This window comes from Methyloversatilis sp. (genome assembly GCF_051861465.1).
Classification (GTDB): Bacteria; Pseudomonadota; Gammaproteobacteria; order Burkholderiales; family Rhodocyclaceae; genus Methyloversatilis.
The window spans coordinates 285232-309791 of sequence record NZ_JBHYCQ010000005.1 but is presented as its reverse complement, the minus strand read 5'-3'; the positions used below and the strand labels follow the sequence as shown (position 1 = coordinate 309791).

18 protein-coding genes are annotated in these 24560 nt (G+C 66.0%); 8 read left to right on the top strand and 10 right to left on the bottom strand.

Translation table 11 applies throughout. The features are described 5' to 3' along the window. Position 1 precedes the first annotated feature (1 nt). The gene (locus tag ACTIFF_RS09555) at positions 2-790 is read left to right on the top strand and encodes a heme ABC transporter ATP-binding protein (protein WP_439536612.1); all 789 of its coding nucleotides are present in this window, start codon (positions 2-4) and stop codon (positions 788-790) included. A 7-nt stretch (positions 791-797) separates the two neighbouring features. On the opposite strand, the gene ACTIFF_RS09550 is transcribed toward ACTIFF_RS09555, so the two are convergent. Genes ACTIFF_RS09550 through ACTIFF_RS09540 form a run of 3 tightly spaced genes read right to left on the bottom strand, consistent with a single transcriptional unit; the run spans position 798 to position 3123 of the window. Further along, positions 798-992, bottom strand: a complete 195-nt coding sequence (locus ACTIFF_RS09550) for a hypothetical protein (protein WP_439536611.1) — start codon at positions 990-992, stop codon at positions 798-800. Further along, a complete protein-coding gene (gene feoB / locus ACTIFF_RS09545; RefSeq protein ID WP_439536610.1) occupies positions 989-2857 on the bottom strand; it encodes a ferrous iron transporter B in 1869 nt (622 codons plus the stop codon). The genes ACTIFF_RS09550 and feoB overlap by 4 nt, the downstream gene beginning before the upstream one ends. Next, positions 2857-3123 (bottom strand): FeoA family protein, encoded by a 267-nt coding sequence (locus tag ACTIFF_RS09540; RefSeq protein ID WP_439536609.1) that lies wholly within the window; start codon positions 3121-3123, stop codon positions 2857-2859. Before ACTIFF_RS09540 ends, feoB begins: the two co-directional genes overlap by 1 nt. 317 nt (positions 3124-3440) lie before the next feature. On the opposite strand from ACTIFF_RS09540, the gene ACTIFF_RS09535 reads away from it, so the two are divergent. Beyond that, complete coding sequence (locus tag ACTIFF_RS09535; protein WP_439536608.1) at positions 3441-5660, top strand: TonB-dependent receptor; 2220 nt, start codon at positions 3441-3443, stop codon at positions 5658-5660. A 63-nt stretch (positions 5661-5723) separates the two neighbouring features. Here ACTIFF_RS09535 and ACTIFF_RS09530 read toward each other — a convergent pair whose 3' ends face one another. Then, positions 5724-6800 carry a metal-dependent hydrolase gene (locus tag ACTIFF_RS09530; RefSeq protein ID WP_439536607.1) on the bottom strand — a complete coding sequence of 359 codons (1077 nt, stop codon included), beginning with the start codon at positions 6798-6800 and terminating at the stop codon, positions 5724-5726. Positions 6801-6964: 164 nt separating this feature from the next. Between ACTIFF_RS09530 and ACTIFF_RS09525 the strand changes: the two genes are divergently transcribed. After that, positions 6965-10900: a DUF3683 domain-containing protein gene (locus ACTIFF_RS09525; RefSeq protein WP_439536606.1), complete on the top strand. Its 3936-nt coding sequence runs from the start codon at positions 6965-6967 to the stop codon at positions 10898-10900. A 16-nt stretch (positions 10901-10916) separates the two neighbouring features. Here the strand turns inward: ACTIFF_RS09525 and ACTIFF_RS09520 are convergent, their stop codons facing one another. Further along, positions 10917-11468: a hypothetical protein gene (locus ACTIFF_RS09520; RefSeq protein WP_439536605.1), complete on the bottom strand. Its 552-nt coding sequence runs from the start codon at positions 11466-11468 to the stop codon at positions 10917-10919. Between the two features lie 201 nt (positions 11469-11669). Between ACTIFF_RS09520 and ACTIFF_RS09515 the strand changes: the two genes are divergently transcribed. Continuing rightward, positions 11670-12122 carry a hypothetical protein gene (locus ACTIFF_RS09515; protein ID WP_439536604.1) on the top strand — a complete coding sequence of 151 codons (453 nt, stop codon included), beginning with the start codon at positions 11670-11672 and terminating at the stop codon, positions 12120-12122. Between the two features lie 3 nt (positions 12123-12125). Here ACTIFF_RS09515 and ACTIFF_RS09510 read toward each other — a convergent pair whose 3' ends face one another. Both ACTIFF_RS09510 and ACTIFF_RS09505 read right to left on the bottom strand, forming a co-directional pair. Beyond that, positions 12126-12803, bottom strand: a complete 678-nt coding sequence (locus ACTIFF_RS09510; protein WP_439536603.1) for an HAD-IB family phosphatase — start codon at positions 12801-12803, stop codon at positions 12126-12128. Further along, positions 12800-13966: a phosphoserine transaminase gene (locus tag ACTIFF_RS09505; RefSeq protein ID WP_439536602.1), complete on the bottom strand. Its 1167-nt coding sequence runs from the start codon at positions 13964-13966 to the stop codon at positions 12800-12802. The genes ACTIFF_RS09510 and ACTIFF_RS09505 overlap by 4 nt, the downstream gene beginning before the upstream one ends. A gap of 399 nt (positions 13967-14365) precedes the next feature. Between ACTIFF_RS09505 and ACTIFF_RS09500 the strand changes: the two genes are divergently transcribed. The 4 genes from ACTIFF_RS09500 to ACTIFF_RS09485 are packed head-to-tail and all read left to right on the top strand — an operon-like array spanning position 14366 to position 18989. Further along, a complete protein-coding gene (locus ACTIFF_RS09500) occupies positions 14366-15178 on the top strand; it encodes a PEPxxWA-CTERM sorting domain-containing protein (protein ID WP_439536601.1) in 813 nt (270 codons plus the stop codon). Next, positions 15178-15591, top strand: coding sequence for a hypothetical protein (locus ACTIFF_RS09495; protein WP_439536600.1), 414 nt, complete (start codon positions 15178-15180; stop codon positions 15589-15591). Before ACTIFF_RS09500 ends, ACTIFF_RS09495 begins: the two co-directional genes overlap by 1 nt. A gap of 9 nt (positions 15592-15600) precedes the next feature. Continuing rightward, the gene (locus tag ACTIFF_RS09490; RefSeq protein WP_439536599.1) at positions 15601-16872 is read left to right on the top strand and encodes a glycosyltransferase; all 1272 of its coding nucleotides are present in this window, start codon (positions 15601-15603) and stop codon (positions 16870-16872) included. A gap of 38 nt (positions 16873-16910) precedes the next feature. After that, positions 16911-18989, top strand: coding sequence for a tetratricopeptide repeat protein (locus ACTIFF_RS09485; protein WP_439536598.1), 2079 nt, complete (start codon positions 16911-16913; stop codon positions 18987-18989). A 108-nt stretch (positions 18990-19097) separates the two neighbouring features. Here the strand turns inward: ACTIFF_RS09485 and ACTIFF_RS09480 are convergent, their stop codons facing one another. The 3 genes from ACTIFF_RS09480 to ACTIFF_RS09470 all read right to left on the bottom strand — a co-directional run bounded on the left by ACTIFF_RS09480 (position 19098) and on the right by ACTIFF_RS09470 (position 24541). Beyond that, the gene (locus ACTIFF_RS09480) at positions 19098-19994 is read right to left on the bottom strand and encodes a universal stress protein (RefSeq protein ID WP_439536597.1); all 897 of its coding nucleotides are present in this window, start codon (positions 19992-19994) and stop codon (positions 19098-19100) included. Next, positions 19978-21660 carry a cation:proton antiporter gene (locus tag ACTIFF_RS09475; protein ID WP_439536596.1) on the bottom strand — a complete coding sequence of 561 codons (1683 nt, stop codon included), beginning with the start codon at positions 21658-21660 and terminating at the stop codon, positions 19978-19980. The genes ACTIFF_RS09480 and ACTIFF_RS09475 overlap by 17 nt, the downstream gene beginning before the upstream one ends. A 142-nt stretch (positions 21661-21802) precedes the next feature. Further along, positions 21803-24541 (bottom strand): cation-transporting P-type ATPase, encoded by a 2739-nt coding sequence (locus ACTIFF_RS09470; protein ID WP_439536595.1) that lies wholly within the window; start codon positions 24539-24541, stop codon positions 21803-21805. Between the last annotated feature and the right edge of the window lie 19 nt (positions 24542-24560).

Below are 24560 nucleotides of genomic sequence, written 5' to 3'. Positions count from 1 at the left end.
CATGCTGAGCGCCCGCCAACTCACCGTCATGGCCGGTCAGCGCAGACTGATCGACGACGTGTCGATCGACGTGCGACCCGGCGAAATGCTGGCGCTGATCGGCCCGAATGGCGCCGGCAAGACCACGCTGCTGCGTGCGCTGTCCGGCGACATCGACGCCGCAAGCGATGCCGTGTCGTGCAACGGGCGCCCTTTGCGCCACATTCCCGCAGCCGAGCTGGCCACGCTGCGCGCGGTGCACGCCCAGCACCAGCGCAGCGATCTCGACTACACCGCGCAGCAGGTGGTCGCCCTCGGCCGCTTCCCGCATCACGGCGGCCGGCCGGGCGCCGACGACCGCGCCATCGCGCGTGCCGCGATGGCACTGACCGGCTGCGAAGCGATGGCCGATCGGCTGTGCAGCACGCTGTCCGGCGGCGAGCAGGCGCGCGTGCATCTGGCGCGCGCACTGGCACAGATCTGGCGCGGTACGCCCGGCGAACATTTCCTGCTGCTCGATGAACCGGTCGCCGCCCTGGACATCGCCTGGCAGCACCGCGTGCTGGCCTGCGCGCGCGATCGCGCACACAGCCGCATGACCGGTGTGCTGGCCATCGTTCACGATCTCAATCTTGCCGCCCGTTATGCCGACCGTCTGGTATTGCTGGCCGACGGCCGCATCCGGGCCGACGGCTCGCCGTTCGAAGTGCTGCAGTCGGCCGCGCTGGCGGACGCCTTCGGACTGGATTGCCGCGTCTGGATCGACCCGCAGACCTCACGCCCGCTGCTGATGGCCGAGCCGGCCACCTGACGCGCGCTCAGCGGCGTGACGTGCGCCCGGGACACTGACGGCAGCCATGGCAGCCGTCATCGCCTCCATCACTGGCGTCTGCATCCGGCTTGCTTGCCGACGCGGCAGGCGGACTCAGCCGCGCCCGGGCGACGCGCATCACCTTCCACCCGGCCAGGCCGACGATCACCAGCGCCAGCAGATCGGTCACGGACAGGATCATGTGCAGCAGGCCAGCGCGATGCGGTAGGTGACGAACGAGGCCGCATACGCCAGCGCGAACAGATAGCCCGCCATCAGGAGCGGCGCGCTCCAGCCGCCGGTTTCGCGCCGTACCGTGGCGAGCGTCGACAGGCACTGCGGCGCGAACACATACCAGGCGAGCAGCGACAGCGCGGTCGGCAGACTCCAGCCGGCGACGATCAGCGGCACCAGCGCCTGCGCGGTATCGTCGGCCGTGGCCGACAGCGCATAGACGGTGCCGAGCGCACTGACGGCGACTTCACGCGCCGCCATGCCGGGCACCAGCGCCACCGCGATCTGCCAGTTGAAACCGATCGGCTCGAACAGCGGCAGCAGGAAATGACCGAGCCGGCCGGCGAAGCTGTATTCGATCGGCGCGCCTGCGAAGTCCGCCGGCGCGCCCGGAAAGCTTGCCAGAAACCACAGCAGCACGGTGAGCGCGAGAATGATGCCGCCGACCCGCTGCAGGAATATGAGCACGCGCTGCCACAGGCCGATCGCCAGGTTGCGCAGCGACGGCCAGTGGTAGTCCGGCAGTTCCATCAGCAGCGTGTGCTGCCGGTCTTTCGAGCCCAGCCGCTTGAGCAGCCAGGCCACCGCCACCGCCGACACGATGCCCGCGAGATAAAGCGCGAACAGCACCAGCCCCTGCAGTTCGAGTCCGCCGGCCACCCGGCGCGCCGGAATGAAGGCGCCGATCAGCAGCGCATACACCGGCAGCCGGGCGGAGCAGGTCATCAGCGGCGCAATCATGATGGTGACCCAGCGGTCGCGCGGATTCTGGATGGTGCGCGTGGCCATGATGCCGGGAATGGCGCAGGCAAAGCTCGACAGCAGCGGAATGAAGGCACGCCCGGACAGGCCGACGCCGCCCATGAGCCGATCGAGCAGGAAGGCGGCACGCGGCAGGTAGCCGGACTCCTCCAGCACCAGGATGAAGAAGAACAGGATGACGATCTGCGGCAGGAACACCAGCACGCCGCCCAGTCCGGCAATCAGTCCGTCGGCCAGCAGGCTGCGCAGCAGGCCGTCCGGCAGCAGACGGCCGACGACGTCGCCGAGCAGTGCCGTGGCCGATTCGATCCAGCCCATCGGCGCTTCGGCCCACGCGAACACGGCCTGGAAGATCAGGAACAGCAGCGCGAACAGCAGCAGCGGACCGGCCAGCGGATGCAGCAGCACGCGATCGACGCGGTCGGTGAAGGCGTGTGCGGGCACGCGATCAAGGCCCAGCGTTGTCAGGATGTCCTTCACCTGGCGGTAGTCATCCGCCACGCTGCCGGCGCAGGCTGCGGGCGCCGCCGAAGGCAGCGCCGCATCGAGCAACCTGAACAGTGCATCGGCGCCGCCGCCTCTCACCGCGACGGTCGATACGACCGGGACGCCCAGTGCGCGCGACAACGCCTCGACATCGACATCGATACCGCGCGCCCGTGCGAGGTCGGTCATGTTGAGCACGACGACCAGCGGCAGACCGAGCCGTCGCAGGCCCAGCACCAGTCGCAGCTGGCGCGCCAGCTGGGTCGCATCGACCACCGCCAGCACCAGATCGGGGCGACGCTCACCCGGCAGCCGGCCGGCGAGCACATCGCAGGTCACCTGTTCGTCCGGTGAATTCGGCGCCAGGCTGTAGGTGCCGGGCAGATCGAGCACCGCCAGGCGTTTGCCGGCCGGCGTACGCAGCCAGCCTTCCTTGCGCTCGACCGTGACGCCCGCGTAATTGGCCACCTTCTGGTGACTGCCGGTCAGCAGATTGAACAGCGCCGTCTTGCCGCAATTCGGATTCCCCACCAGCGCCAGCATGGGCGGCGCAAGTCGGCTGCTGTCGATGGGCAGTGCGGTCATCACGCAACGTGCCTGGCGGCGACGCGCACGCAGGCGGCTTCGATGCGGCGCAATGCAAAAGTCGATGCGCCGATGCGCACCGCCAGCGGCTCGCCACCGGGCTGCCCGCGACGCAGCACGCACACCGGTTCCCCCTCCATGAAGCCCAGCTCGCGCAGTCGCATCTGCAGATCCGGCAGTCCGGCATCATCGTCCAGGCCGATCACCACCATGGGAACGCCGGTCTCGGCATCGCTCAGGCGCATTTCATTCTCAGGCAGGGTCATTCGAAGCATCCGGATCCGGGCGCACACGACAGGCGCAGGTTGCACAGTGTGCGGCGAAGCGCACCATTCTGGCGCGTTTCGAGCGCCCGCGAACGAATGGCGCGAACGGGAGACCCGAATGGATGGCGGCCGCGCCGCCGACGCTGGCCGGAAGTGTTGCGCTCGCGCATCAGATGATTACAACGCTAATTTTAACAAGAATCATTCTCGATTATAGTCCGCCTCGCGTCGCTGCCGGTGTTTTCACCGGACAGACCGCGGACCAGCCAGCCTCTCTGCAAGCCAGTCCCGACAACTTCACTCCAGGACTGACTCAGATGACCCGCACTCCCCCGCAGCAGCCGCTGTCGCTGGCGGCCGCCATGCTGATGGCGCTGTCGACCGGCAATGTCGCCCAGGCGCAACAGACGGCCCCCGCCGGCACGACCCCCGTACTGCCTGAAGTTCAGGTGAGCGACACGCGCGAGCGCCCGAATTCGCCGAACAACGGATACCAGTCGGGCATCGTCCGCTCGGCCAGGACGAATCAGCTGTCCAAGGACATTCCGCAGGCGATCACCACCGTGACCGAACAGCTCATGCTGGACAGCAACTCCGACACGATGAAGAACGCGCTGCGCCATGTCGCCGGCCTCACCTTCAATTCGGGCGAAGGCGGGCGCATCGGCGACAACATCATGCTGCGCGGCTTCTATTCCTTCGGCGACCTGTATCTGGACGGCATCCGCGACGTCGCCCAGTACAACCGCGAGGTGTTCCACGTCGAACAGATCGATGTGCTGCGCGGCTCGGCCGCGATGCTGTTCGGCCGCGGTCAGGCCGGCGGCGTCATCAACCGGGTCAGCAAGCAGCCGGGCCTGGTCGACCGTGCCGAAGTGTCGGCCACCGTCGGCAGCTACGAGTACGGCCGCGTCACCGCGGACGTGAACAAGGTGCTCGGTGAAAACATGGCGTTTCGCATCAGCGCGATGAAGACCGATGCCGAAAGCTCGCGCAATGGCGTCGAATCGGACCGCGAAGGCATCGCGCCGACGCTGCGCTGGGGCATCGGAACGGCCGACGAATTCTCGATCGGTCATCTGTACTACACGACGAAGAACGTGCCCGACTACGGCGTACCTTTCATCGCCCGTCCGGGCACCCTCACCCGCTCGCAGGTCACCCGCTCGCCACTCGACGTATCGGCCAGCCGCTTCTACGGCACGTCGTCCGATTACGAGCAGAACGACACCAACATCACGACCGGCATCTGGACGCACCGCTTCTCGTCCGACACCGAACTGCGCACGGTTGCCCGCTATGCCGACTACAAGCGCGATCTGTGGGGCGTGGCGCCGCGCCTGCCGGGCGGTACGACCACCGCCACGGTGAATGACGCCACCGTCATCACGCGCGGCCGTCAGGCACGCGGCGGCGAGGAAAACACGTACACGGTGCAGAGCGACCTGACGACGAAATTCGCGCTGGCCGGCATGAAGCACGAGGCGCTGTTCGGTCTCGAACTGCTGCGCGAAAAGGCGGATCGCTGGTCCTACACTTCGGTCAATGTCACGGCACCCAACACCACGGTCGGTACCCCCGACCCGGATGTGGCGGTGCCGGCCGCCTACGGCAACCGCGTGCGGTTCAACCCGGCGGGTTATGAAGGCGACTCCATCGGCGTCTATGCGCAGGACCAGATCGAATTCATGCCGAAATGGAAGCTGCTGCTCGGTCTGCGTCATGACCGGATGGACGCCGACTACCACTCGCTGAATTCGACCACGCTGGCAACGACCGCCTTCAACCTGAAGTACAGCGAGTGGAGCTATCGCAGCGGCCTGCTGTTCCAGCCCAGCGATGTCGAAACCTACTACTTTGCGTGGAGCGACTCGTTCAACCCGACGGCCGACCTGTACCAGTTGAACAACGGCATCCGCTATGACGCCGAGCGCAGCCGCACGGTGGAACTGGGCACCAAGTGGGAACTGCTCGACGGTGCGCTGTCGCTGCGTACCGCGCTGTACCGCGCCACCAAGTTCAACGAACGCAACACGGACCTCGAGCAGGCGAACACCGCCGTGCTGTCGAAGGAACGCCACACCGACGGTTTCGAGATCGAGGCGGCCGGCCGCATCACGCCGCAGTGGGATGTGTTCGGCGGCATTGCGTTGATGCGGGCGGAAATCGACGAAGTGTTCGCGGCGAACAATCCGAACATCGTGGGTCTGCGTCCGCGCAACACACCGCGCTACACCGGCAATCTGTGGACCACCTACCGCATCACCCCGGCCTGGCGTGTCGGCGGTGGCCTCGAAGCCAAGGGCAACCGTCTCGCCTACGGCACGGGCGGCACCACCCCGGTCGCCATCGCGCAGGCACCGAGTTTCGTGCGCGCAGACCTGATGCTCGCTTACGAACAGCGGCGCTACGACGTTCGTCTGAACGTGCTCAACGTGTTCAACAAGCGCTACTACGAGGCCCTGTACGAAAACGGCGGCTTTGCCGTGCCCGGCACCGAGCGTGCCTTCCAGCTGACGATGACCCTGAAGTACTGATCGCCCGGTGGCGATGATTGCCGGGCCGGTGGTCTATCGACTGCCGGCCCGGCTTTTTTTCGCTCAGCGACCACTCAACGTGCGCCAACCCGCCATCGTCCGCTCGACCAGCGCCCATCCGGCGCCGTTGTCGCACAGTCCGTAGCGGAATGGCAGGCTGTCACGCCCGGGCGTTTCGAAGCGCAGGTCGCGAAAGCTGATGCAGGCCCCACTTGCTGCGCCGCCGACGCTGTCGAGCACCGGAAACATTGCGAACCAGCGGAAGACGGCGAAGTCCGGCGCCGACCAGACGGCGCGCACCTGTTCCCGCAGTTCGCCTTGTCCGCCCTCTCCGAAACGTTCGCGCACCTGCCACTGCGCCATCGCCACCGGCCGGTAATGCGACGACAGGCGACGGATGAGGTTGTCGTCCGGTCCGGCTTCGAGGATGTCCGGTCGACGCGTGTTGAGGTGCGCGATGTGGAAGCGCTCGCCGTCGTCGATCACCGCCGTCCAGTTGAAAGGCGAAGCCGGACGGGGAATCGCGTCGATCGCGACCGCGGCGATGCCCTGCTCCGCGGCATGGCGCCGCGCGGCATCGATGGCTTCCGACTTTCCGACTGCGCCGACACCGACCCATGCACACACCGCCACCAGCCCGAATGCGGCCGGTGCGCGGCTGCGCCGCCACAGCGCGCTCGCGGCCAGACCGGCGATCAGCAGCCCGGTCAGCGGCAGGTCGATGATGAAGGTGGTGCCCCAGCCGAAACGTCGGTCGGAGAAGGGGGCAAGAATCATCGTGCCGAACTGCGTGATCAGGTCGCCGAGGATGTGGATGCCGATGCCGGCGCACACCACGGTGTAAAAGGAACGCCAGTCGATGCCCGGCGCGTGCATCTTCGGCACCCGCGCCAGCAGCCAGGCGATCAGCAGCCCCCACAGTGGCAGCAGCACAACGGAGTGGGTCACACCGCGGTGGCCGCGCAGATAGGTCAACTCCGACACATAGCCAAGCACGAAATCAAGATCGGGAAAAGTCGCGGCCGCAGCGCCGGCGACGACCATCTGCCAGGTTTTCGGTCCCGGCCTTGCGGGATCGGAAGGACGGGCGATCAGGCGTCCAAGCAGTGCGCCGGACAGGGCGTGAGTGAGGGTATCCAAGAGACATCCTGAAGTGGAAGTGAAGTGGCCGACGATCGAAAGTTCAGTCGAACCGGGAATGCGGACTGCCGGTGGACGGTTATCGGCGCATATCGTTTCCAGTCTGGCGCAGTGCACAACCGGCGGACGTATAATGCGTCCCCGAACCTCTACACGGCTTGTTGATGGAATCCGCTACCGCGCTCATCGATTTGCAAGCTTCGCGCGAACCTACCCGACTGCGCGAAATTCCGTACAACTACACCTCGCTGTCCGATCGCGAAATCGTGATCCGGCTGCTCGGCGAGCCCATGTGGGACACGCTCGCCAGCCTGCGTGGCGAACGTCTGACCGGCCGCTCCGCGCGCATGCTGTACGAAGTGCTGGGCGACATCTGGGTCGTGCAGCGCAACCCCTACCTCGAAGACGACCTGCTCGACAATCCGAAGCGGCAGGCTGCGCTGGTCGGTGCGATGCACCATCGACTGGGCGAAATCGAACAGCGGCGCCAGCGCAGCGGTGATGCGGCAGCGCTGGAACGCGATCGCAAGGTGGGCGAGTTGCTGGTGGCCGCGCGCACCGCGGTGGACGCCTTCGCGGCGCATTTTGCCACCGTGCGCGAACTGCGCCGGCGCATCGTCAAGGTGCTCGGCCGCCACACGCGCGAAGCGAACATCGCGTTTGACGGTCTGGCCCGCGTGTCGCACGTGACCGACGCCACCGACTGGCGGGTCGAATACCCGATGGTCGTGCTGTATCCGGATACCGAAGACGAGATCGCGCCGCTGGTACGCGGCTGCATCGAACTCGGGCTGACCATCATTCCGCGCGGCGGCGGCACCGGCTACACCGGCAGCGCCGTGCCGCTGACCGCGACGTCGGCGGTCATCAACACCGAAAAGCTGATCGACATCGGACCGGTCGAATCGACCGTGCTGCCCGGTCTGGCAACGCCCTACGCCACCATCCGCACCGGCGCCGGCGTGGTCACGCGGCGCGTGATGGACGCGGCGGAACACGCCGGACTGGTATTCGCCTGCGATCCGACCTCGGCCGACGCCTCGTGCATCGGCGGCAACATCGCGACCAATGCGGGCGGCAAGAAGGCCGTGCTGTGGGGTACCGCGCTCGACAACCTCGCGAGCTGGCGCATGGTCGATGCCGATGGTTTTCCGCTCGAAGTGACCCGGCTCGACCACAACCTCGGCAAGATCCATGACGCGGCGCGCGTGCGCTTCGCCATCCAGCATTTCGAAGCGGACGGCAGAACGCCGCGCGGCGAGGCCGAAACGCTCGAAGTGCCGGGCGCGCGCTTTCGCAAGGAAGGGCTGGGCAAGGACGTCACCGACAAATTCCTGTCCGGCCTGCCCGGCGTGCAGAAGGAAGGGTGCGACGGCCTGATCACCAGCGCGCGCTGGATCCTGCACAAGCTGCCGCCGGTCACCCGCACCGTCTGTCTGGAGTTTTTCGGCCAGGTGCGCGAGGCGGTGCCGGCCATCGTCGAAATCAAGGATTACCTCGACGCCCTGCCCAAGGCCGGCAATGCGCGCGTGCTGCTCGCGGGCCTCGAGCACCTCGACGAGCGCTATGTGCGTGCCGTCGGTTACGCCACCAAGGCGCGCCGCCACGGCCGGCCGAAGATGGTGCTGATCGGCGACATCGTCGGCGACGACGAAACGACGGTGATGGCCGCCGCGTCGGAAGTCGTGCGCCTGTGCAACCAGCGCGGCGCCGAAGGCTTCATCGCGGTGTCGGCCGAATCGCGCAAGACCTTCTGGCTCGACCGCGCGCGCACCGCCGCCATCGCACGCCACACCAATGCCTTCAAGATCAACGAAGACGTCGTGATTCCGCTGCCGCGCATGGGTGACTACTGCGACGGCATCGAACGCATCAACATCGAACTGTCGATCGCCAGCAAGCTGCGCTTCTGCGATGCACTGGTGACACTGCTGCGCGGCGAGCTGCCGTTGCACGCCGGTGACGCCAACATCGACGCCGACCAGCTGCTCGGCGACCGCCGCACACAGGCGCTGCAGCAGGTGGCCGCGGTGCGCGGACGCTGGCAGTGGCTGCGCGACAACCTCGACATGCCGCTGGAGCGGGCCGAAGCGATCATTCTTTCGCTCGGTGTCGAAGTCGGTCCGCTGCTCAACCGGGCGGCGTCGCCGACGCTGTTCCACCGGCTGCAGGACTACTCGGTGCGCGTGTCGTGGAAGCGCGAACTGAAGCCGCTGCTGGAAGAGATTTTCGACGGTGCGATGTACCGGCCCATCCTGGAACGCATCGAGGCGGAGCAGAAAGCCGTTCTGCGCAGCCGGGTGTTCGTCGCGCTGCACATGCATGCCGGCGACGGCAATGTGCACACCAACATCCCGGTGAATTCCGACAACTACGACATGCTGCAGGAAGCCAATGCGGCGGTCGCCCGCATCATGGCGCTGGCGCGTTCGCTCGGCGGCGTCATTTCGGGCGAACACGGCATCGGCATCACCAAGCTGGAATTCCTGACCGACGACGAACTGGCACCTTTCATCGACTACAAGCGGCGCGTCGATCCGGATGGGCATTTCAACGCCGGCAAACTGCTGCCGGGCGGTGACCTGTCGCGCGCCTACACGCCGTCGTTCTCGCTGCTCGGCACCGAATCGCTGATCATGGAAATGAGCGACGTCGGCCAGATCGCGACCTCGATCAAGGACTGCCTGCGCTGCGGCAAGTGCAAGCCGGTGTGTTCGACCCATGTGCCGCGCGCCAACCTGCTGTACTCGCCGCGCAACAAGATCCTCGCCACCTCGCTGCTGATCGAGGCCTTCCTGTACGAGGAACAAACGCGGCGCGGCGTGTCGCTGCGCCACTTCGACGAATTCAGCGACGTCGCCGACCACTGCACGGTGTGCCACAAGTGCGCCAACCCCTGTCCGGTGGATATCGACTTCGGCGACGTGTCGATCGCGATGCGCAACGCCTTGCGCAAGCAGGGCAAGCGCAAGTTCAACCCGGGCACGGCCGCGTCGATGGCCTTCCTGAACGCGACCGATCCGGCCACCATCAAGGCACTGCGCGTGGCGATGATGGGCATCGGCTACAAGGCGCAGCGGCTCGGCCACACGGTGGGCAAGGCGCTCGGCTTGATCGACCGGCAGACGAAGAACCCGCCGCCGACGCTCGGCCGGCCGCCGATCAAGGCGCAGGTGATCCACTTCATCAACAAGCCGATGCCGGGCAAATTGCCGAAACGCACCTCGCGCGCGCTGCTCGACATCGAGGACGCAGCCATCGTGCCGGTCATCCGCAATCCGAAGCGCGCGTCGGAAGAACAGGAAGCGGTGTTCTACTTCCCCGGCTGCGGTTCGGAGCGGCTGTTTTCGCAGGTCGGGCTGGCGACGCAGGCGATGCTGTACCACGTCGGCGCGCAGACCGTGCTGCCGCCGGGCTATCTGTGCTGCGGCTATCCGCAGACGGCCGGCGGCGAAGCCGAAAAGGGCCAGCAGATCAGCACGTCGAACCGCGTGCTGTTCCACCGCGTGGCCAACACGCTGAATTACCTCGACATCAAGACGGTCATCGTGTCCTGCGGCACCTGCATGGACCAGCTGCAGAAGTACGAATTCGACAAGATCTTCCCCGGCTGCCGGCTACTCGACATCCACGAGTACCTGATGGAAAAGGGCATCAAGCTCGAGGGCGTAGAAGGCGTGCGCTACATGTATCACGACCCTTGTCACACGCCGATGAAAACGCACGCGCCGCTCAAGGTGGTCAATCAGCTGATCGGCACGGCAGACGGTTCGAAGGTGACGCTGAACGATCGCTGCTGCGGCGAAAGCGGTACGCTGGCAGTCAGCCGGCCGGACATTTCCACCCAGGTGCGCTTCCGCAAGGAAGAAGAAATGCGCAAAGGTGCGGGCGCGCTGCGCGCCGACGGCTACACCGGGGAAGTGAAGGTGCTGACGTCGTGTCCGTCCTGCCTGCAAGGACTGTCACGTTACGACAACGACAGCGCCACGCAGGCCGACTACATCGTGGTCGAAATGGCGCGCCATCTCCTCGGCGCCGACTGGGCCGAACGCTACATCGACCAGGCCAACAACGGCGGCATCGAGCGCGTGCTGCTGTGACGCCGCCGGCCAGCCGTCACCGGCGCCGCGCCGGTGACGCGTCGCGCCGGTTCAGGTCCTGCATGAAAGCTTCGAGCGCCTGTTCGTCGCGCGGGCCGGCGGGCGCCATTTCGAGTTTCATGGTGCCGCTGCCGCCCGGCTGATCCGTCGCACACACGCGGTGGGCGAGCATGCCGCCATGCCGCTCCGGACGCCCTTCGCGGTCGAGATAGAGGTTCTGCGCGCGGTAGGCTTCGCGCTCGGAACGCAGCGTCGCCATGCAGTCCTGCTGATACGCCGCCCCCTTGTGGCGCGCTTCGAGCACATGGACAAACTCATGCACCAGAAAGGAATTGTCGGCCGCGTCCTGCAGGTCGAGGTCCGAACGCATCAGCACCTGATGTCGCTCACGGTCGTACAACGCGACCAGTTCCTCGCATTCCGACGGCGCGTCCGGGCACACTTCCTCGACCAGCGCCGCGGGCGTCATCAGCCGCAGCAGCGGTCGATCCGGTTCTGCTATCGCCGGGTAACCCGACAGGGCTGCCGCCACGCTGAACAGATGGGCAATGATTGCGCTGTCGACCATGTGTGCATCCTTCGGGGCTCGGTAGGCGCCGGTTTCGGGTAAAGCGCCATGTCTGGGAAGATATCCCGGCATTTCGACATCGCCGCGCGAAATCGTTCCGTTCCGGAAGAACTCGGGCACGACGCCCGTGTCGGAAAACGCAGCGATTGCCAGAATGCGTCGTCCAGCCGATCACCCACACGTCCCGCAACGGAGTCCATCATGCCCTCAACTTCCCTGAAGCTCGCCTGCCTGCTGTCGTTCGGCCTGCTTGCCGCACAGACCGCGCAGGCCGTCCCGGCCGATGCCGAGCGCGCAGCCTCGCCCGTGCCTCAGCTCACCGGCGCCTGGAGCTGGACCGATCCGGCGCAGTGCAGTGAAACCTACGAATACCGCATCGATGGCAGCGGCTCGGTGCAGAGTGGCGAGGAGCGCAGCGAAATGGCGTATGTATTCGATCCGAAGGGATCGGACACAGGCTTCTACAAGCTGGAGGCGACCATCCTGAAGGACCACGGCGGCACGGATTGCGCCGGTTCGAAGGAAGACGACACGAACAAGCTTTACACCGTGTACGTGAAGTTCAACCCGGAAGGCGACCAGCACGTCGTGTGCGTGGCGCCAGAACTGAAGCAATGCTTCGGGCCGCTGCGCCGCACCGGCGCAGCGCGCTGACGGTCAGCGCAGCAGCAGGTCGACGCGGTCGAATTCTTCCGGCGTGGCGACCAGCTTCACGACTTCCCGCAGGTCGGCACGATCGATGAAGTGATGCGCGCGACGCGCCACGATGTCGCGCCGCACGACACCGCCGAAGCCGATCACCGTCGCACCGGCGTCGCCGGCTTCCAGATCGGTGATGCCGTCGCCCACCATGACGACGCTGTCCACCTCGCCCAGCACCGCCCGGCACACTTCGGCCTTGCCGCCGCTGCGCGCCAGCGGAGAACTGCGGTCGAAGCCGGCGTAAGCACCGACTTCGTCGAACTGCAGGTCGACCGCATGCACACGCTCGTCCGGTACGCCGAGGTGGCGTGCCAGCGCCAGTACCGCCTGGCGGATGCCGCCACTGACCACATGCACTTGCCAGCCCAGTGCGCGCAGTGCGGCGACCGCCTTGCACGCACCCGTCACCCGCGTATCGATGTAGTGCTGGCCGAGCGCCTCGATGGCGGCAGCGTCCGGCCGGATCAGGTCCAGGCGCGCCGCGTAGGCGTCTTCGAGTTTCAGCCGGCCGTCCATCGCCGCGGTGGTCAGCGGCACGACCTGATCGACCACACCGGCCTGTTCGGCCAGCACGTCGATGCCTTCTATCGTCGACAGCGTGCTGTCACAGTCGAACAGGATGGCGCGGTTCATTCGGAGGATTCCTGCTTCACGGTTTCATAGGCCCAGTCCAGCCAGGGCGTCAGGGCGGCGACATCGGCAGCGTCGACCGTGGCGCCGCACCAGATGCGGAAGCCCGGTGGAGCATCGCGGTAGGCCGCAACGTCGAAGGCGGCCTCTTCCTGTTCAAGCAACGCGCACATGCGGCGCACCCGCGCCCACTGCGTGGCCGGCGGCTGCTCGGTGAACCAAGGATCAACAATCTTCAGACAGACCGAGGTGTTCGAGCGGGTCGCCGGGTCTTCGGCCAGGAAGGCCGCCCAGTGACTGCAATCGATCCAGCGCGCCAGCACGTCGAAGCTGGCCATGCTGCGCGCAATCAGGCCGGGCAGACCGCCGATGGACAACGCCCAGCGCAGCGCATCGATCTGGTCCTCGACACACAGCATCGATGGCGTATTGATCGTGCTGCCCGCAAACAGGTCTTCGATCAGGCCGGCCTTGTTGGTCATGCGGAACAGCTTCGGCACCGGCCATGCAGGTGCATGGCGTTCGAGCCGTTCGACCGCGCGCGGGCTCAGCACGATCATGCCGTGCGCCGCCTCGCCGCCGAGCACCTTCTGCCATGACCAGGTGGTCACGTCGAGTTTCGACCAGGGCAATTCCATCGCGAAGGCGGCTGACGTGGCGTCGCAGATCGACAGACCGCTGCGGTCGTCGGCGATCCAGTCACCATCCGGCACGCGCACGCCGCCTGACGTGCCGTTCCACGTGAACACCACATCGTGCGCCCAGCTGACGGCGTTCAAGTCGGGAAGGCTGCCGAACGGTGCGACAAACGTACGGGCGCCGGCCAGCTTCAACACGCTGTCGACGTCCGTCACCCAGCTCTGGCCGAAGGTTTCCCACGCCAGGCAGTCAACGTCGCGTTCGCCGAGCAGCGACCACAACGCCATTTCGACCGCGCCGGTATCCGAGCCGGGCACGATGGCAATCCTGTAGTCATCCGGCACGCCAAGCACTTCGCGGCTGAGGTCGATGACCGCCCTGAGCCTGGCCAGGCCCTGCGGTGCGCGGTGCGAACGTCCGATGAAGGCATCGCCCAGCGCCGCCAGCGTCCAGCCTGGACGCTTCACGCACGGCCCGGAGGAAAACGAGGGCCGCAACGGACGGATCAGGGGCTTTTCGGCGGTCATGGCGTGACGGTCACTGGACATTGAACGGTGAATCGGCGCGGGCACATCGGCCGGACGGGCGCCGGAGTGCGCCGGGCGCGCACAGATCGCGGCGAAGTATAGCGGCAGCAGTGCCGTGGCGCAGAACGTAGCTCGGAGGCGCAGCGTGCACTGCCCGGCACTGTGTTCGAGCATGCGCTGCCGCGGCGGACCACAGCGCCCCGACGTGGTCCGGAAGGCCCGTTGTAACAATAGTTGGCATTCCCGCAGGCCTGCACGTCGACGGTTGTGACGGGTGTCCTGCCTTCCGGCAGAGACATAACCTAAGTTGTATTACATAATCGGTTCCAAACGCAGTCATGGCGCAGTAACGCACGCGTCCGATGCTGCAGGACTTCGCTCAATCCGGACACCACAGTCATGAAAAAATCACTCTCGTCATTGCTGGCGACGGCCCTGGCGGCACCGCTCGCCGCCTTCGCCGTCGACCTGGCCCCTGCTCTGCCCGGAAGTTATGGCACGGGTGGCGGCTCGGATGCGCTGTTCGTCAAGATCGATGACAACTGGCAGGGCAGCACCGTGCTGTGGGATGAAGCCACGCTCTCCTATGGCAGCGGACAACCGATATCCGACTTTGCATGGGGCACCGGTATCTGGGGCATCGCCGACTGGCATGCGCTGATCGACCAGCCGGCGGGCCAGTCCGGCGTCATCGAACGCTGGACCGGCATCGCGAGCCAGGTGAATTTTGGCAATACGCTCTACAACGCGATGTACTCCGCGCAATGGGGCACCACGCTGGAATTGCCGCTCAGCGAGCCACAGACCAACTGGCTGTCACGCTTCGACGGCTACATCCGCATCACCGAAAAGAGCCTCTACAACTTCGGCGTACTGTATGACGACGGCTTCTTCTTCAACCTGTACGGCGCAGACGGCGCGGTGCTTTCACTGGTCAAGGACGGCGTGAACCCGCGTGACCGGCTTGGCTTCGAGCAAGACATCCTGCTCGACGTCGGCCTGTACCGCTTCCAGCTGGGCGCCTACAACCGGCTGGAAGCCGGCGTCGTCGACCTTCGCTGGTCGCGCGAGGGCGCCACCGACTGGACGCTCGTGCCGACCGAAAACCTGCTCAGCCTGACCCAGCCGCTGCCGGTACCCGAACCTGCGACCTGGTGGATGCTGCTGGGCGGGCTGGGTCTGATCGCCGTTGCCGCCCGGCAACGTACCTGATGCGCCGTGAGCCCCTGCGCGGCGCGGGTCAGCGGCTGATGCATGTCGTGGTCGTCGTCGCGGGGTGGTTCCTGTTCGGCTGGGCCTGGCTGCTGGTCGGTCGTGACCTGCCCGACTACGGCGTACTGGCCTGGATGATCGTTGCCACACTCATCATCAGCCCGGCGGTGACGCTGTACTGGGTGCTGCACAATCTGGCGATTTTCAAGCTCAAGGGCCCCCGGCGCCGGTTGCCGGACACGAAGGCCGAATACGTGAAGGACTGGGCCGGGCGCCCGGTGGTGGCCGACTGGGACATGCTGCGCACCGCGCGCATCACGGTCATCGGCGTCGTCGATTCCCGAAAGCTGTACCGCTGTCTCGCGCCGCGCAGCGTCGATCCAGGAGTGTCGCGACTGTTCGGCAAGGGCTGACCTGCAGTCATGCAAGCACTTGAAGGCCTGCTGATCAGCTTTCAGTACACCGGGACGTACGCGGTGGCGCTTTTTTTCTTCGCCGCCTACCCCATCATTTCCAGCCTGGTCTGGATCACCACGTCGCTGTTCTTCGTATTCCGCTGGGAACGCGACGAGCCGGGTGCGGCGGCGCCCGACCGCAGTTTCGCACCCCCCGTCAGCATCCTCATTCCGGCGCACAACGAAGATGCGGTGATCGCGCGCTCGCTGGTCGCGGTGTGCGCCGTCGATTATCCGGACTACGAAATCGTGGTTGTGAATGACGGCTCCAGCGACGGCACGGTGCGCCAGGTGCTGCCCTTCGTGCAGACGGGCCGGGTACGCCTGATCGACAAGCGCATCAACGAAGGCAAGGCGATGGCGCTGAACGACGCGCTGCCGATGTTGCGCGGCGACATCGTGCTCATCATGGATGCCGATGCGGAGCCGGAGCCCGACATCCTGTGGCATCTGGTTCCGCACTTCCAGAGTGCCCGCGTCGCTGCGGTCACCGGTAACCCGCGGGTGCGCAACGTCGACAACTTCCTGAGCCGGCTGCAGGCGATCGAATTCACGTCCATCGTCAGCCTGCTGCGGCGCTCGCAGCGCATCTGGGGCCGCATCGTGACGGTGTCCGGCGTGGTGGCCGCCTTCCGCAAGAGCGCCGTGCAGTCGGTCGGCGGCTTTTCGCCCGACATGCCGACCGAAGACATCGAACTGACCTGGAAGCTGCAGCGCCACTTTCACGACATCCGCTACGAGCCCCACGCCATCGTATGGATGACCGTGCCGACGCACTTCCGGGCGCTGTTCCGGCAGCGGCTGCGCTGGGCACGCGGCCTGATGCAGGTACTGCGCCGCCATCTCGACGTCATCCTGCACTGGCGTTATCGCCGCATGTGGCCGATGTTCATCGAATCGGTGCTGTCGATCTGCTGGGCCATCGTATTCGTCGCGATGACCGCCCTGTGGATCACGTCGTGGGCGATCGGCTTTCCCCCGGTCGGCGCTTCCCCGCTGCCCAATCTGTGGGGCATGGTGATCGCCACCCTGTGCCTGATACAGCTCGCCCTGGGCACGCTGATCGACCACCGGTATGACCGCGGAATCTGGCGCTACTTTCCGTATGCCGTGTTCTATCCGCTTGTTTACTGGGCCTTCCTTGCGATCACCACCTGCATGTCGCTGCACCACCTGTTTGTTGCGCCTGCGCGACAGTCCATCACGTGGAACACGCCGCGCACCGGGCGCGAGGCCTGATACTTTTGTAATACGACCTGCCCGCAACATCCTGCTCCATGACGCGCGCACTGCCTGCCCTGACGCTCGCCCTGACCCTGATGCTTTCGCTGCCCGCAGCGAAGCCCGCTTTCGCCGCTCACCCGCAGCGAGAGGAAGCGCGCAAGCTGGTCGACGCACGAGACTACGCACCGGCGATCGAGCTCTATCAAGGGCTGGTGAGGCAGTTTCCGGATGACACCGATCTACTGATAGAAGCCGCGCGGGTCGAAGGATTTGCCGACCGCAACGAGGCCGCCGCCGACCTCTATGAGCGCGCCCTGCGCGTGGCGCCTGCCCGACAGGCAGACATCCTCCCTTCACTCGCCTGGCAGTCGCTCTGGGCGGGCCGCTTCGAGCGCGCCGCAGCGCTGTTCCAGCAGCGGATGAATGGCTGGTCCGACGCGGCCTCGGTCAACGACAGCCGGCGCGGTCTGATCGAATCCCTGCTCGGCCTGGCACGTTCGCGCACCGCAGCGCAGGACTACAACGGCGCACTCGACACCTACGCCCAGCTGGCCCGGGTAGACCGCGCGGATGGCGCACGCACCGCTGAGGTGGCGCGCGTGCTGGGCTATGCCGACCGCAACGCAGAGTCTGCGCTCGCCTGGCGGCAAGCGCTGCAGCTCGCGCCGGAGCGGCGCACCGAGTGGTTGCTGCCGCTGGCCTGGCAGACCTTGTGGTCAGGCGATGCCGCGGGTGCCCGTACGCTGTTCTCGGAAGCGCACGCCGAAGGAATCGGCTTGCCTGAAACCTGGCGCGGCCTCGCGCAGGCCTGCGCCGCGCTGGACCGTCACCCCTGTGCGGCCGAGGCGTGGCGCAAGCTGCTCGCCGACCAGCCGGACGACCGCACGGCGCAACGCGGCCTGGCGCGCGCGCTGCTGTGGTCGGACGACCCGGCCGGTGCGCGGGCGATCTACGCCACCCTGCTGCAGGCCGATCCGGACGACGCCGATGCACAGCTTGGTCTGGCGCAGGCGGAGAACTTCTCCGGGCGGCATCGCGCCGCGATCAGCGAGTTCGACCGCCTGGATGCGTCTGCAGATCCCGGCCTGAACGTCGCGAAAGCGCGCGCACTGTACTGGGCCGGATACGCCGACGAGGCCATGCCACTGCTGGCCGACATCGCCGACGACGGTGCGCTGTGGCTGCGCGATTACCGGATCCGGCGGGATACACAGCACTACGCTTCGGCCGGCATCGACTGGTCGGACGACGCCGACCGGTTGCGCATCGTCACGCCGTATGCGCTGGCCGGCTGGCGACGTTCGCCGACCGATTTTTTCGAGGTCGGCGTGCGTTTGCCACAGATCAGCGGCTACGAAACCGGAACACGATCGCCGCGCCGCACGGTCAGCGGCAGCGAAATCAGCGCGACCTACGGATTGCGTCTGGGCGAGGTGCGGGGCAGCCGCGGCACGCTGTGGCCCAGCTTCACGCTCGGCCGACGCGATTACGACGGCTGGCAGAGCACGGTGTGGCGTGCGCGCCTGCGCTACGTCCCCGCCGATCTGTGGCGCATCGACGCGGAAACCGGCAGCGGCATCATCGACACCATCAGTGCGCTGCGCAACGAAGTGAATTTCCGCGACGTGTCGATCGGTGCGACCTATACGCCGACGCCGCGCTGGAGCTTCGCCGCCAGCGTCGCGCGGCTCGAGTTCGACGACGACAACCAGCGCAACCGCGTTGCCTGGCGCGGCGATTATGCGCTGTGGACACGTCCGCAGATCCGGCTGGGCATCGAGGGCAACCGCTTCGAAAACAGCCGGCCGTGGGACGTCAACCGAGCCAATCGCGGTTACTACAACCCGGATCGCTATCTCGAGTACCGGGCCTTCATGTCGATCTACGACGACGTCCGCCCGTGGAGCTATTACGCCAAAGCGGCGTTCGGTCGCTACGACGAAACCGATGGCGACGGCAACGGCGCATCCGGCCGCAACTATCTTCTCGAAGGCTGGGTCGCCTACGACCTCGGGCCGGGCTGGCAGCTGCGCGCCGCAGCCGGCATGTCCGACAGCGAGGCCGGATCGCCGGGCGGCGGCAGTGGCTACTGGCGCCGTTTTGGCAGCATCACGCTGAACGCATGGTTCTGACCTGCCCTGGCCCGATCTGAACGCGACGTTCGCGCGTTTTCCTGGATCGCAAGGACGGCAGCACGCTTTCGACAGTGGGCCACTGCCTCGCCCGGCGTCGATTGACGCTCACCCACAGATCGAATCACCGACGACCAGCACGTCGCAGTCGGACTCCGACAACACATGTCGGGTCACACTGCCCAGCAGCATTTCCTTGATGCGGTTGCGACCGTGCTTGCCGAGCGCGATCAGATCGCAGCGCTCCTGCTGCTGCACCTCGCGGATCAGCGAACACGCATCACCATGGCGAACGATGATGCGCGACTGGTCGGCAATGCCGGCGCTTGCCTGCAGTGCTTCGATCTGCTGGAAAGCCGAGCTGCGTTCGGCAATCCGCAGCGCATGTATTGCCGCATCGTCGATGCCTGCGTAGCGCAGCTTGCCTTCGAACGGCAGTTCGAAGGCGTGCAGCAGAATGATTTCGGCGCGCGGAGCGAGCACGCGGACAGCCTGCAGCGACGGCTCCGACGCCATCGAGAAATCAATCGGCACGAGCACGCGCCGGTAGGGTGCATGAGGCGGCTGGCGTACCACCAGCACCGGCCTCTTCATCACGCCGAGCATGCGCTCTGCCGTTGAGCCCAGCATCAGGTGGCGCATGAAACCCTCACCGCGCGCGCCCACCACCAGCAGATCGGCATCGAGCTGATCGGTCTGGTCAACGATTTCCTGCACGACCGCACCGGTCAATACGCGCACGGCGGCGGATACTCCTTGCGCCTGCCCCAGTTCGTCGGCGAGGTCACGCAGTGTTTTGCAGGCATCATCGACGATGCGCTGTTCGACCGTCGGCGCGCCGGTGCCGAGCAGTTCATGCAGCGCAGCCATGACCCCGCTGCTCACCGCATGCATCAGCGTCAGCTGCGCACCCGTTTCCGCAGCGAGCTGAAATGCGCGCGCAAGCGCCTCCCGGGCCGGCGCAGACAGATCGGTTGCCGCGAGAATGTTACGGATTGGCTTCATGTCGCTCCTCCTTCTTGCGTATCAAATCGGACAGGTGTTCCACAACGTAATCCACCGCGTTGCGGAACGGGTACAGCACGATCGGAGCACCTGCGCGCTTGAGCTGCTCGCCCTGCACATCATCACGGGCCACGATCGCCACCTCGCCGGGAAAGTTGCGCGACCTCAGCGCCGCCAGCCACTCCCGGTTCGACTCGAAGTCAGGCAGGGTACTGATGGCCCACTGGACCGTATCGAGCGGCAGGCTGTCGAGGAAGTGCGGATCCTGGGCATCGCCGAAATCCACCTGCACTCCGCGCCCGCGCAGCTCGAGCACCACTTCCGGATCGAAATCGATGCCGCGTACGGTCAATCCGGCGTCGGCAAGTTGCAGCGCAAGCCGTTTGCCGTAGCGCCCGAGCCCGAACACCATCACGTCAGTCGTACCGGAGCGCTCGACCGCGCTTTCGACTGTCACCTCGCGATACGGATGCTTGCGCTCGAACATCGACAGCCAGGGCGACAGCCTCTCGAACAGCGTCTGTGCGTGAATGATCATGTAGGTGGACAGCGCGATGGTGACGAGTCCGACCAGCGTCGTCAGCCCGAGCGCCTCGCGGCCGACGTGGCCCAGCGTGATGCCCATGGCAACGAACACGATGGAAAACTCGCTGATCTGTGCAACGGTCAGTCCGGCCAGAAAGCTGGTGCGCTTGCGATACCCCATGTAGCCCATGATGGCCATCACGATCAGCGGGTTGCCGATCAGCACAAAGGCGCTGAGCACAAGCGCCGGCGCGACTTCATCACCCAGCGTCGACAGATCGAGCCGGGCGCCGAGATCGATGAAGAAGAACAGCAGCAGGAAGTCACGCACACCGGTCAGGCGGGCGCTCATGGCTTCGCGGTAAGGGGTCGATGCCAGCGAGAAACCAGCCACGAAGGCGCCGGCCTCTTTCGAGAAACCGGCCCACTCGCCCAGTGCGGCAAGGCCGGTTCCCCAGGCAATCGCGAACAGCAGCAGCAGTTCCTGTGAGCGCGCCATGGTGCGCACCAGCGGCGGCAGGATGTAGCGCATCAGCAGGAAGATGATCAGCGCGGCACCCGACACCCGTGCAAGCAGCGACAGCACGACTTCCGTGGCGCCCGCATCGCCGGCACCGCGCAGCGCACTCATGGCCATCATGGCCAGCACGACGGCGATGTCCTGCACGATCAGGAAGCCGACCGCGATGCGTCCGTGCAGCGAATCGAGCTCACGTTTGTCGGACAGCAGCTTGACGATGATGATGGTGCTGGAGAAGGTCAGCGCAACCGCGACATAAAGCGCTTCCATGGCGCCCCTGCCGAGCAGCAGCACCAGGATGAAACCGAACAGTATCGTGAAGCACAGCTGACCCAGACCGGTTGCCAGCGCAACGGGACCGATGCGCCTGACGTGCGACAGATCCAGCTTGAGCCCGACCACGAACAGCAGCACCGCCACGCCGATCTGCGCCAGCAAATCGATCTGGTCATGCGCCTGGACGAAACCGAAAGCCGCCGGCCCGGCCAATATGCCGACCACGATGTAGGCGATCAGCACTGGCTGGCGCAGGCGCACGGCCAGCGCACCGGCGGCCGTGGTCAGCCCGAGCAGCAGCGCCATTTCGGAGAACACGCTGGATTGCATCCCTTCAGTCACCATGAAGCGTTCGTCTCCCGCATCCTTGCCTTACTGTCGATCCGGCGAACGGGATCGCGGACGGATCCGACCTGCGTCGGCTGTACGCAAGACGGACCGTGTGGGCGAAGGCCCGCGGGCATTCATGAGTGACCGTCACCATGGTTCAGCCGCTCTGCCGCCCGCGGCGTGCCCAGGAGCGAACCGCCAGCTTCTCGAGTTCGATGATGACCATCAGCAGTGCGCCGAACACCAGGACCGGCCACCAGGCATTCATCTGCGGCGGAGCGGTGCCGAACAGCATCTGTGCCGCCGGCAGATAGTTGAACAGCCCCTGCAGCACCAGCAGCAAAAAGATGGCGAGCAGCACATAGCGGTTGCCCGTGACACCCTCGAAGGTCAGCGAACTTGCGGTGAGGTGGCGCACATTGAACAGATAGACGATCTCGCCGAACACCAGCGTGTTCACGACAACCGTGCGCGCCAGTTCCAGCGAGCCGCCCTCTTCGAGAATGCGCAGGAACAGGAACATACCGCCGGTCACCAGCAGCAGCGACACGAACACGATGCGCCACAGCAGGAATCCGGTCAGCAGCGGTTCGTCCGGGTTTCTCGGCGGGCGGTGCATGATGTCCGCTTCCGGTGTTTCGAACGCCAGCGCGAGCGACAGCGTGACGGCCGTCACCATGTTCACCCACAGGATCTGCGCCGGCGTGATCGGCAGCGTCAGGCCGAGCAGGATGGCCGCGACCAGGATGCCGGCTTCGCCGCCCCCGGTCGGCAGGATGAATAAGACCGATTTGCGGATATTGTCGAACACCGTGCGGCCCTCTTCCACCGCCGCGGCAATCGACGCGAAATTGTCGTCGGCCAGCACCATTTCGGCGGCCTCCTTGGCGGCTTCGGTGCCTTTGTCACCCATGGCCACGCCGACATCGGCACGTTTAAGGGCGGGCGCGTCATTGACGCCGTCACCGGTCATCGCCACCACTTCGCCATTCGCCTGCAGCGCCTCAACGATGCGCAGCTTGTGTTCCGGACTGGCACGGGCAAATATTTCGGTGTCGGCCACGGCGATGCGCAACTGCGCATCATCCATCTGTTCGATCTGCGGGCCGGCGAGCACGCGCACCGTGTCGCCCAGACCCAGTTGTTCGCCGATCGCGCGGGCCGTGACCGCATGATCGCCGGTGATCATGCGCACGGCGATGCCGGCACCGCGGCAGCGCGCGACCGCGGCGACCGCCTCCTCGCGCGGCGGATCGGCGAGCCCGAGCAGCGCAAGCAATGTGAAGCCGCCGGATTCAACGTCGGCGAACGTCAGCGCACCCACTGAGCCCGGCATCGGCTTGACCGCCAGCGCGAGCAGGCGCATGCCCTCGCCCGCCACGGCTTCGCTGCGGGCATGCCAGTAGCCGGGCTGAAGCGGTTTTGCATCACCGCCTTCGCGCTGTTCGCGGCACAGTTCGAACACGCGCTCGGGTGCGCCCTTGAGCATCACGAATGCATGGCCCTGGTGATCGTGATGCAGAGTGGCCATGAAGCGGTGTTCGGATTCGAATGGAATGGTGTCGATGCGCGGCAGCATTTCTGCTTCGCGGCGGACATCGAGGCCGGCCTTGAGCGCCAGCGTGATCAGCGCACCTTCCGTCGGATCGCCTGCAAGTACCCATCTGCCTTGCCCATCCGGGTTCAGGGCGGCGTCATTGCACAGCAGCGCAATGCGGCCGATCTCGACCAGTTCGGGGCAATCGACCAGTTCGCATTCGCCATCGTCGCGAGAAAACCCGCCTTGCGGCGCGTAGCCCGCACCACTCACCCCGAAAGTGTCGCGCGCCGTGACCACACGCTGCACGGTCATTTCATTTCGCGTCAGCGTGCCCGTCTTGTCCGAACAGATGACCGTGACGGAACCCAGCGCCTCGACCGCCGGCAGGCGGCGGATGATCGCGTGACGCTTCGCCATGCGCTGGACGCCGATGGCCAGCGTCACGGTCATGATCGCGGGCAGCCCCTCCGGAATCGCAGCCACGGCAAGGCCGACTGCGGCGAGGAACATGTCCGCCATCGAAAAATCATGGACAAGAATGCCGAAAGCGAACGCCAGGGTGGCCACCCCGAGGATGGTCCAGGTCAGCCAGGCGCTGAAGGTTGCCATCCTGCGCGTCAGCGGGGTCTCCAGCGCCTGCACCCCCGCAAGCAGGGTGCTGATGTGACCGATCTGGGTGCTTGCGCCGGTCTCGACCGCAACACCTGTTCCCTGGCCGTAGGTCACCAGCGTGCCGGAAAAAGCCATCGACCTTCGATCGCCGAGCGCCGCGTCATCCGCACAGACCTCGGTGTTCTTGTCGACCGCCACCGACTCGCCGGTCAGCGCGGACTCGTCGATGCGCAGGCTGCGCACGTCGAGCAGCCGCAGATCGGCGGGAACCCGGTCGCCTGACGCGAGAAACACGATGTCGCCCCGGACCAGTTCCGTTGCAGGCAGATCGATCCGGCGTCCACCGCGCAGCACCTGCGCGCGCGGCGACAGCATCTTCCGTATGGCATCGAGCGCCGCTTCGGCCTTGCCTTCCTGCAGAAAGCCGATCAATGCGTTGATGAGCACGACGCCAGCGATGACTGCACTGTCCAGCAGATGCCCGAGCAGCGCGGTCACCACGGCGGCGGCGATCAGTACGCGGATGAGCACGTTCTCGAACTGCGCAAGCAGGCGTTGCACAACACTGCGCCCCACGGGCACGGGCAGGCTGTTGGGGCCATCGGCCGCGAGTCGGCGCGCCGCTTCGTCGGTCGTCAGTCCGGCATCGCGTGCGCCGCCGACCGAATCCAGCGTCGCTGCGTCGGTGAGCGCGTGCCAGATTTTCGGCCGTACCGGGGTGTCTGTCTGCTGCTGTTGCCGCATTTCAAGGTTCCTTCGGGTT

Coding starts and splice junctions, on each gene's coding strand:
- ACTIFF_RS09470 (WP_439536595.1), bottom strand. CDS start 24,541: ATGCGGCAACAGCAGCAGACAGACACCCCGGTACGGCCGAAAATCTGG.
- ACTIFF_RS09500 (WP_439536601.1), top strand. CDS start 14,366: ATGAAAAAATCACTCTCGTCATTGCTGGCGACGGCCCTGGCGGCACCG.
- ACTIFF_RS09535 (WP_439536608.1), top strand. CDS start 3,441: ATGACCCGCACTCCCCCGCAGCAGCCGCTGTCGCTGGCGGCCGCCATG.
- ACTIFF_RS09550 (WP_439536611.1), bottom strand. CDS start 992: ATGATCCTGTCCGTGACCGATCTGCTGGCGCTGGTGATCGTCGGCCTG.
- ACTIFF_RS09555 (WP_439536612.1), top strand. CDS start 2: ATGCTGAGCGCCCGCCAACTCACCGTCATGGCCGGTCAGCGCAGACTG.
- ACTIFF_RS09480 (WP_439536597.1), bottom strand. CDS start 19,994: ATGAAGCCAATCCGTAACATTCTCGCGGCAACCGATCTGTCTGCGCCG.
- ACTIFF_RS09505 (WP_439536602.1), bottom strand. CDS start 13,966: ATGACCGCCGAAAAGCCCCTGATCCGTCCGTTGCGGCCCTCGTTTTCC.
- ACTIFF_RS09520 (WP_439536605.1), bottom strand. CDS start 11,468: ATGGTCGACAGCGCAATCATTGCCCATCTGTTCAGCGTGGCGGCAGCC.
- ACTIFF_RS09490 (WP_439536599.1), top strand. CDS start 15,601: ATGCAAGCACTTGAAGGCCTGCTGATCAGCTTTCAGTACACCGGGACG.
- feoB (WP_439536610.1), bottom strand. CDS start 2,857: ATGACCGCACTGCCCATCGACAGCAGCCGACTTGCGCCGCCCATGCTG.
- ACTIFF_RS09495 (WP_439536600.1), top strand. CDS start 15,178: ATGCGCCGTGAGCCCCTGCGCGGCGCGGGTCAGCGGCTGATGCATGTC.
- ACTIFF_RS09540 (WP_439536609.1), bottom strand. CDS start 3,123: ATGACCCTGCCTGAGAATGAAATGCGCCTGAGCGATGCCGAGACCGGC.
- ACTIFF_RS09510 (WP_439536603.1), bottom strand. CDS start 12,803: ATGAACCGCGCCATCCTGTTCGACTGTGACAGCACGCTGTCGACGATA.
- ACTIFF_RS09475 (WP_439536596.1), bottom strand. CDS start 21,660: ATGGTGACTGAAGGGATGCAATCCAGCGTGTTCTCCGAAATGGCGCTG.
- ACTIFF_RS09525 (WP_439536606.1), top strand. CDS start 6,965: ATGGAATCCGCTACCGCGCTCATCGATTTGCAAGCTTCGCGCGAACCT.
- ACTIFF_RS09485 (WP_439536598.1), top strand. CDS start 16,911: ATGACGCGCGCACTGCCTGCCCTGACGCTCGCCCTGACCCTGATGCTT.
- ACTIFF_RS09515 (WP_439536604.1), top strand. CDS start 11,670: ATGCCCTCAACTTCCCTGAAGCTCGCCTGCCTGCTGTCGTTCGGCCTG.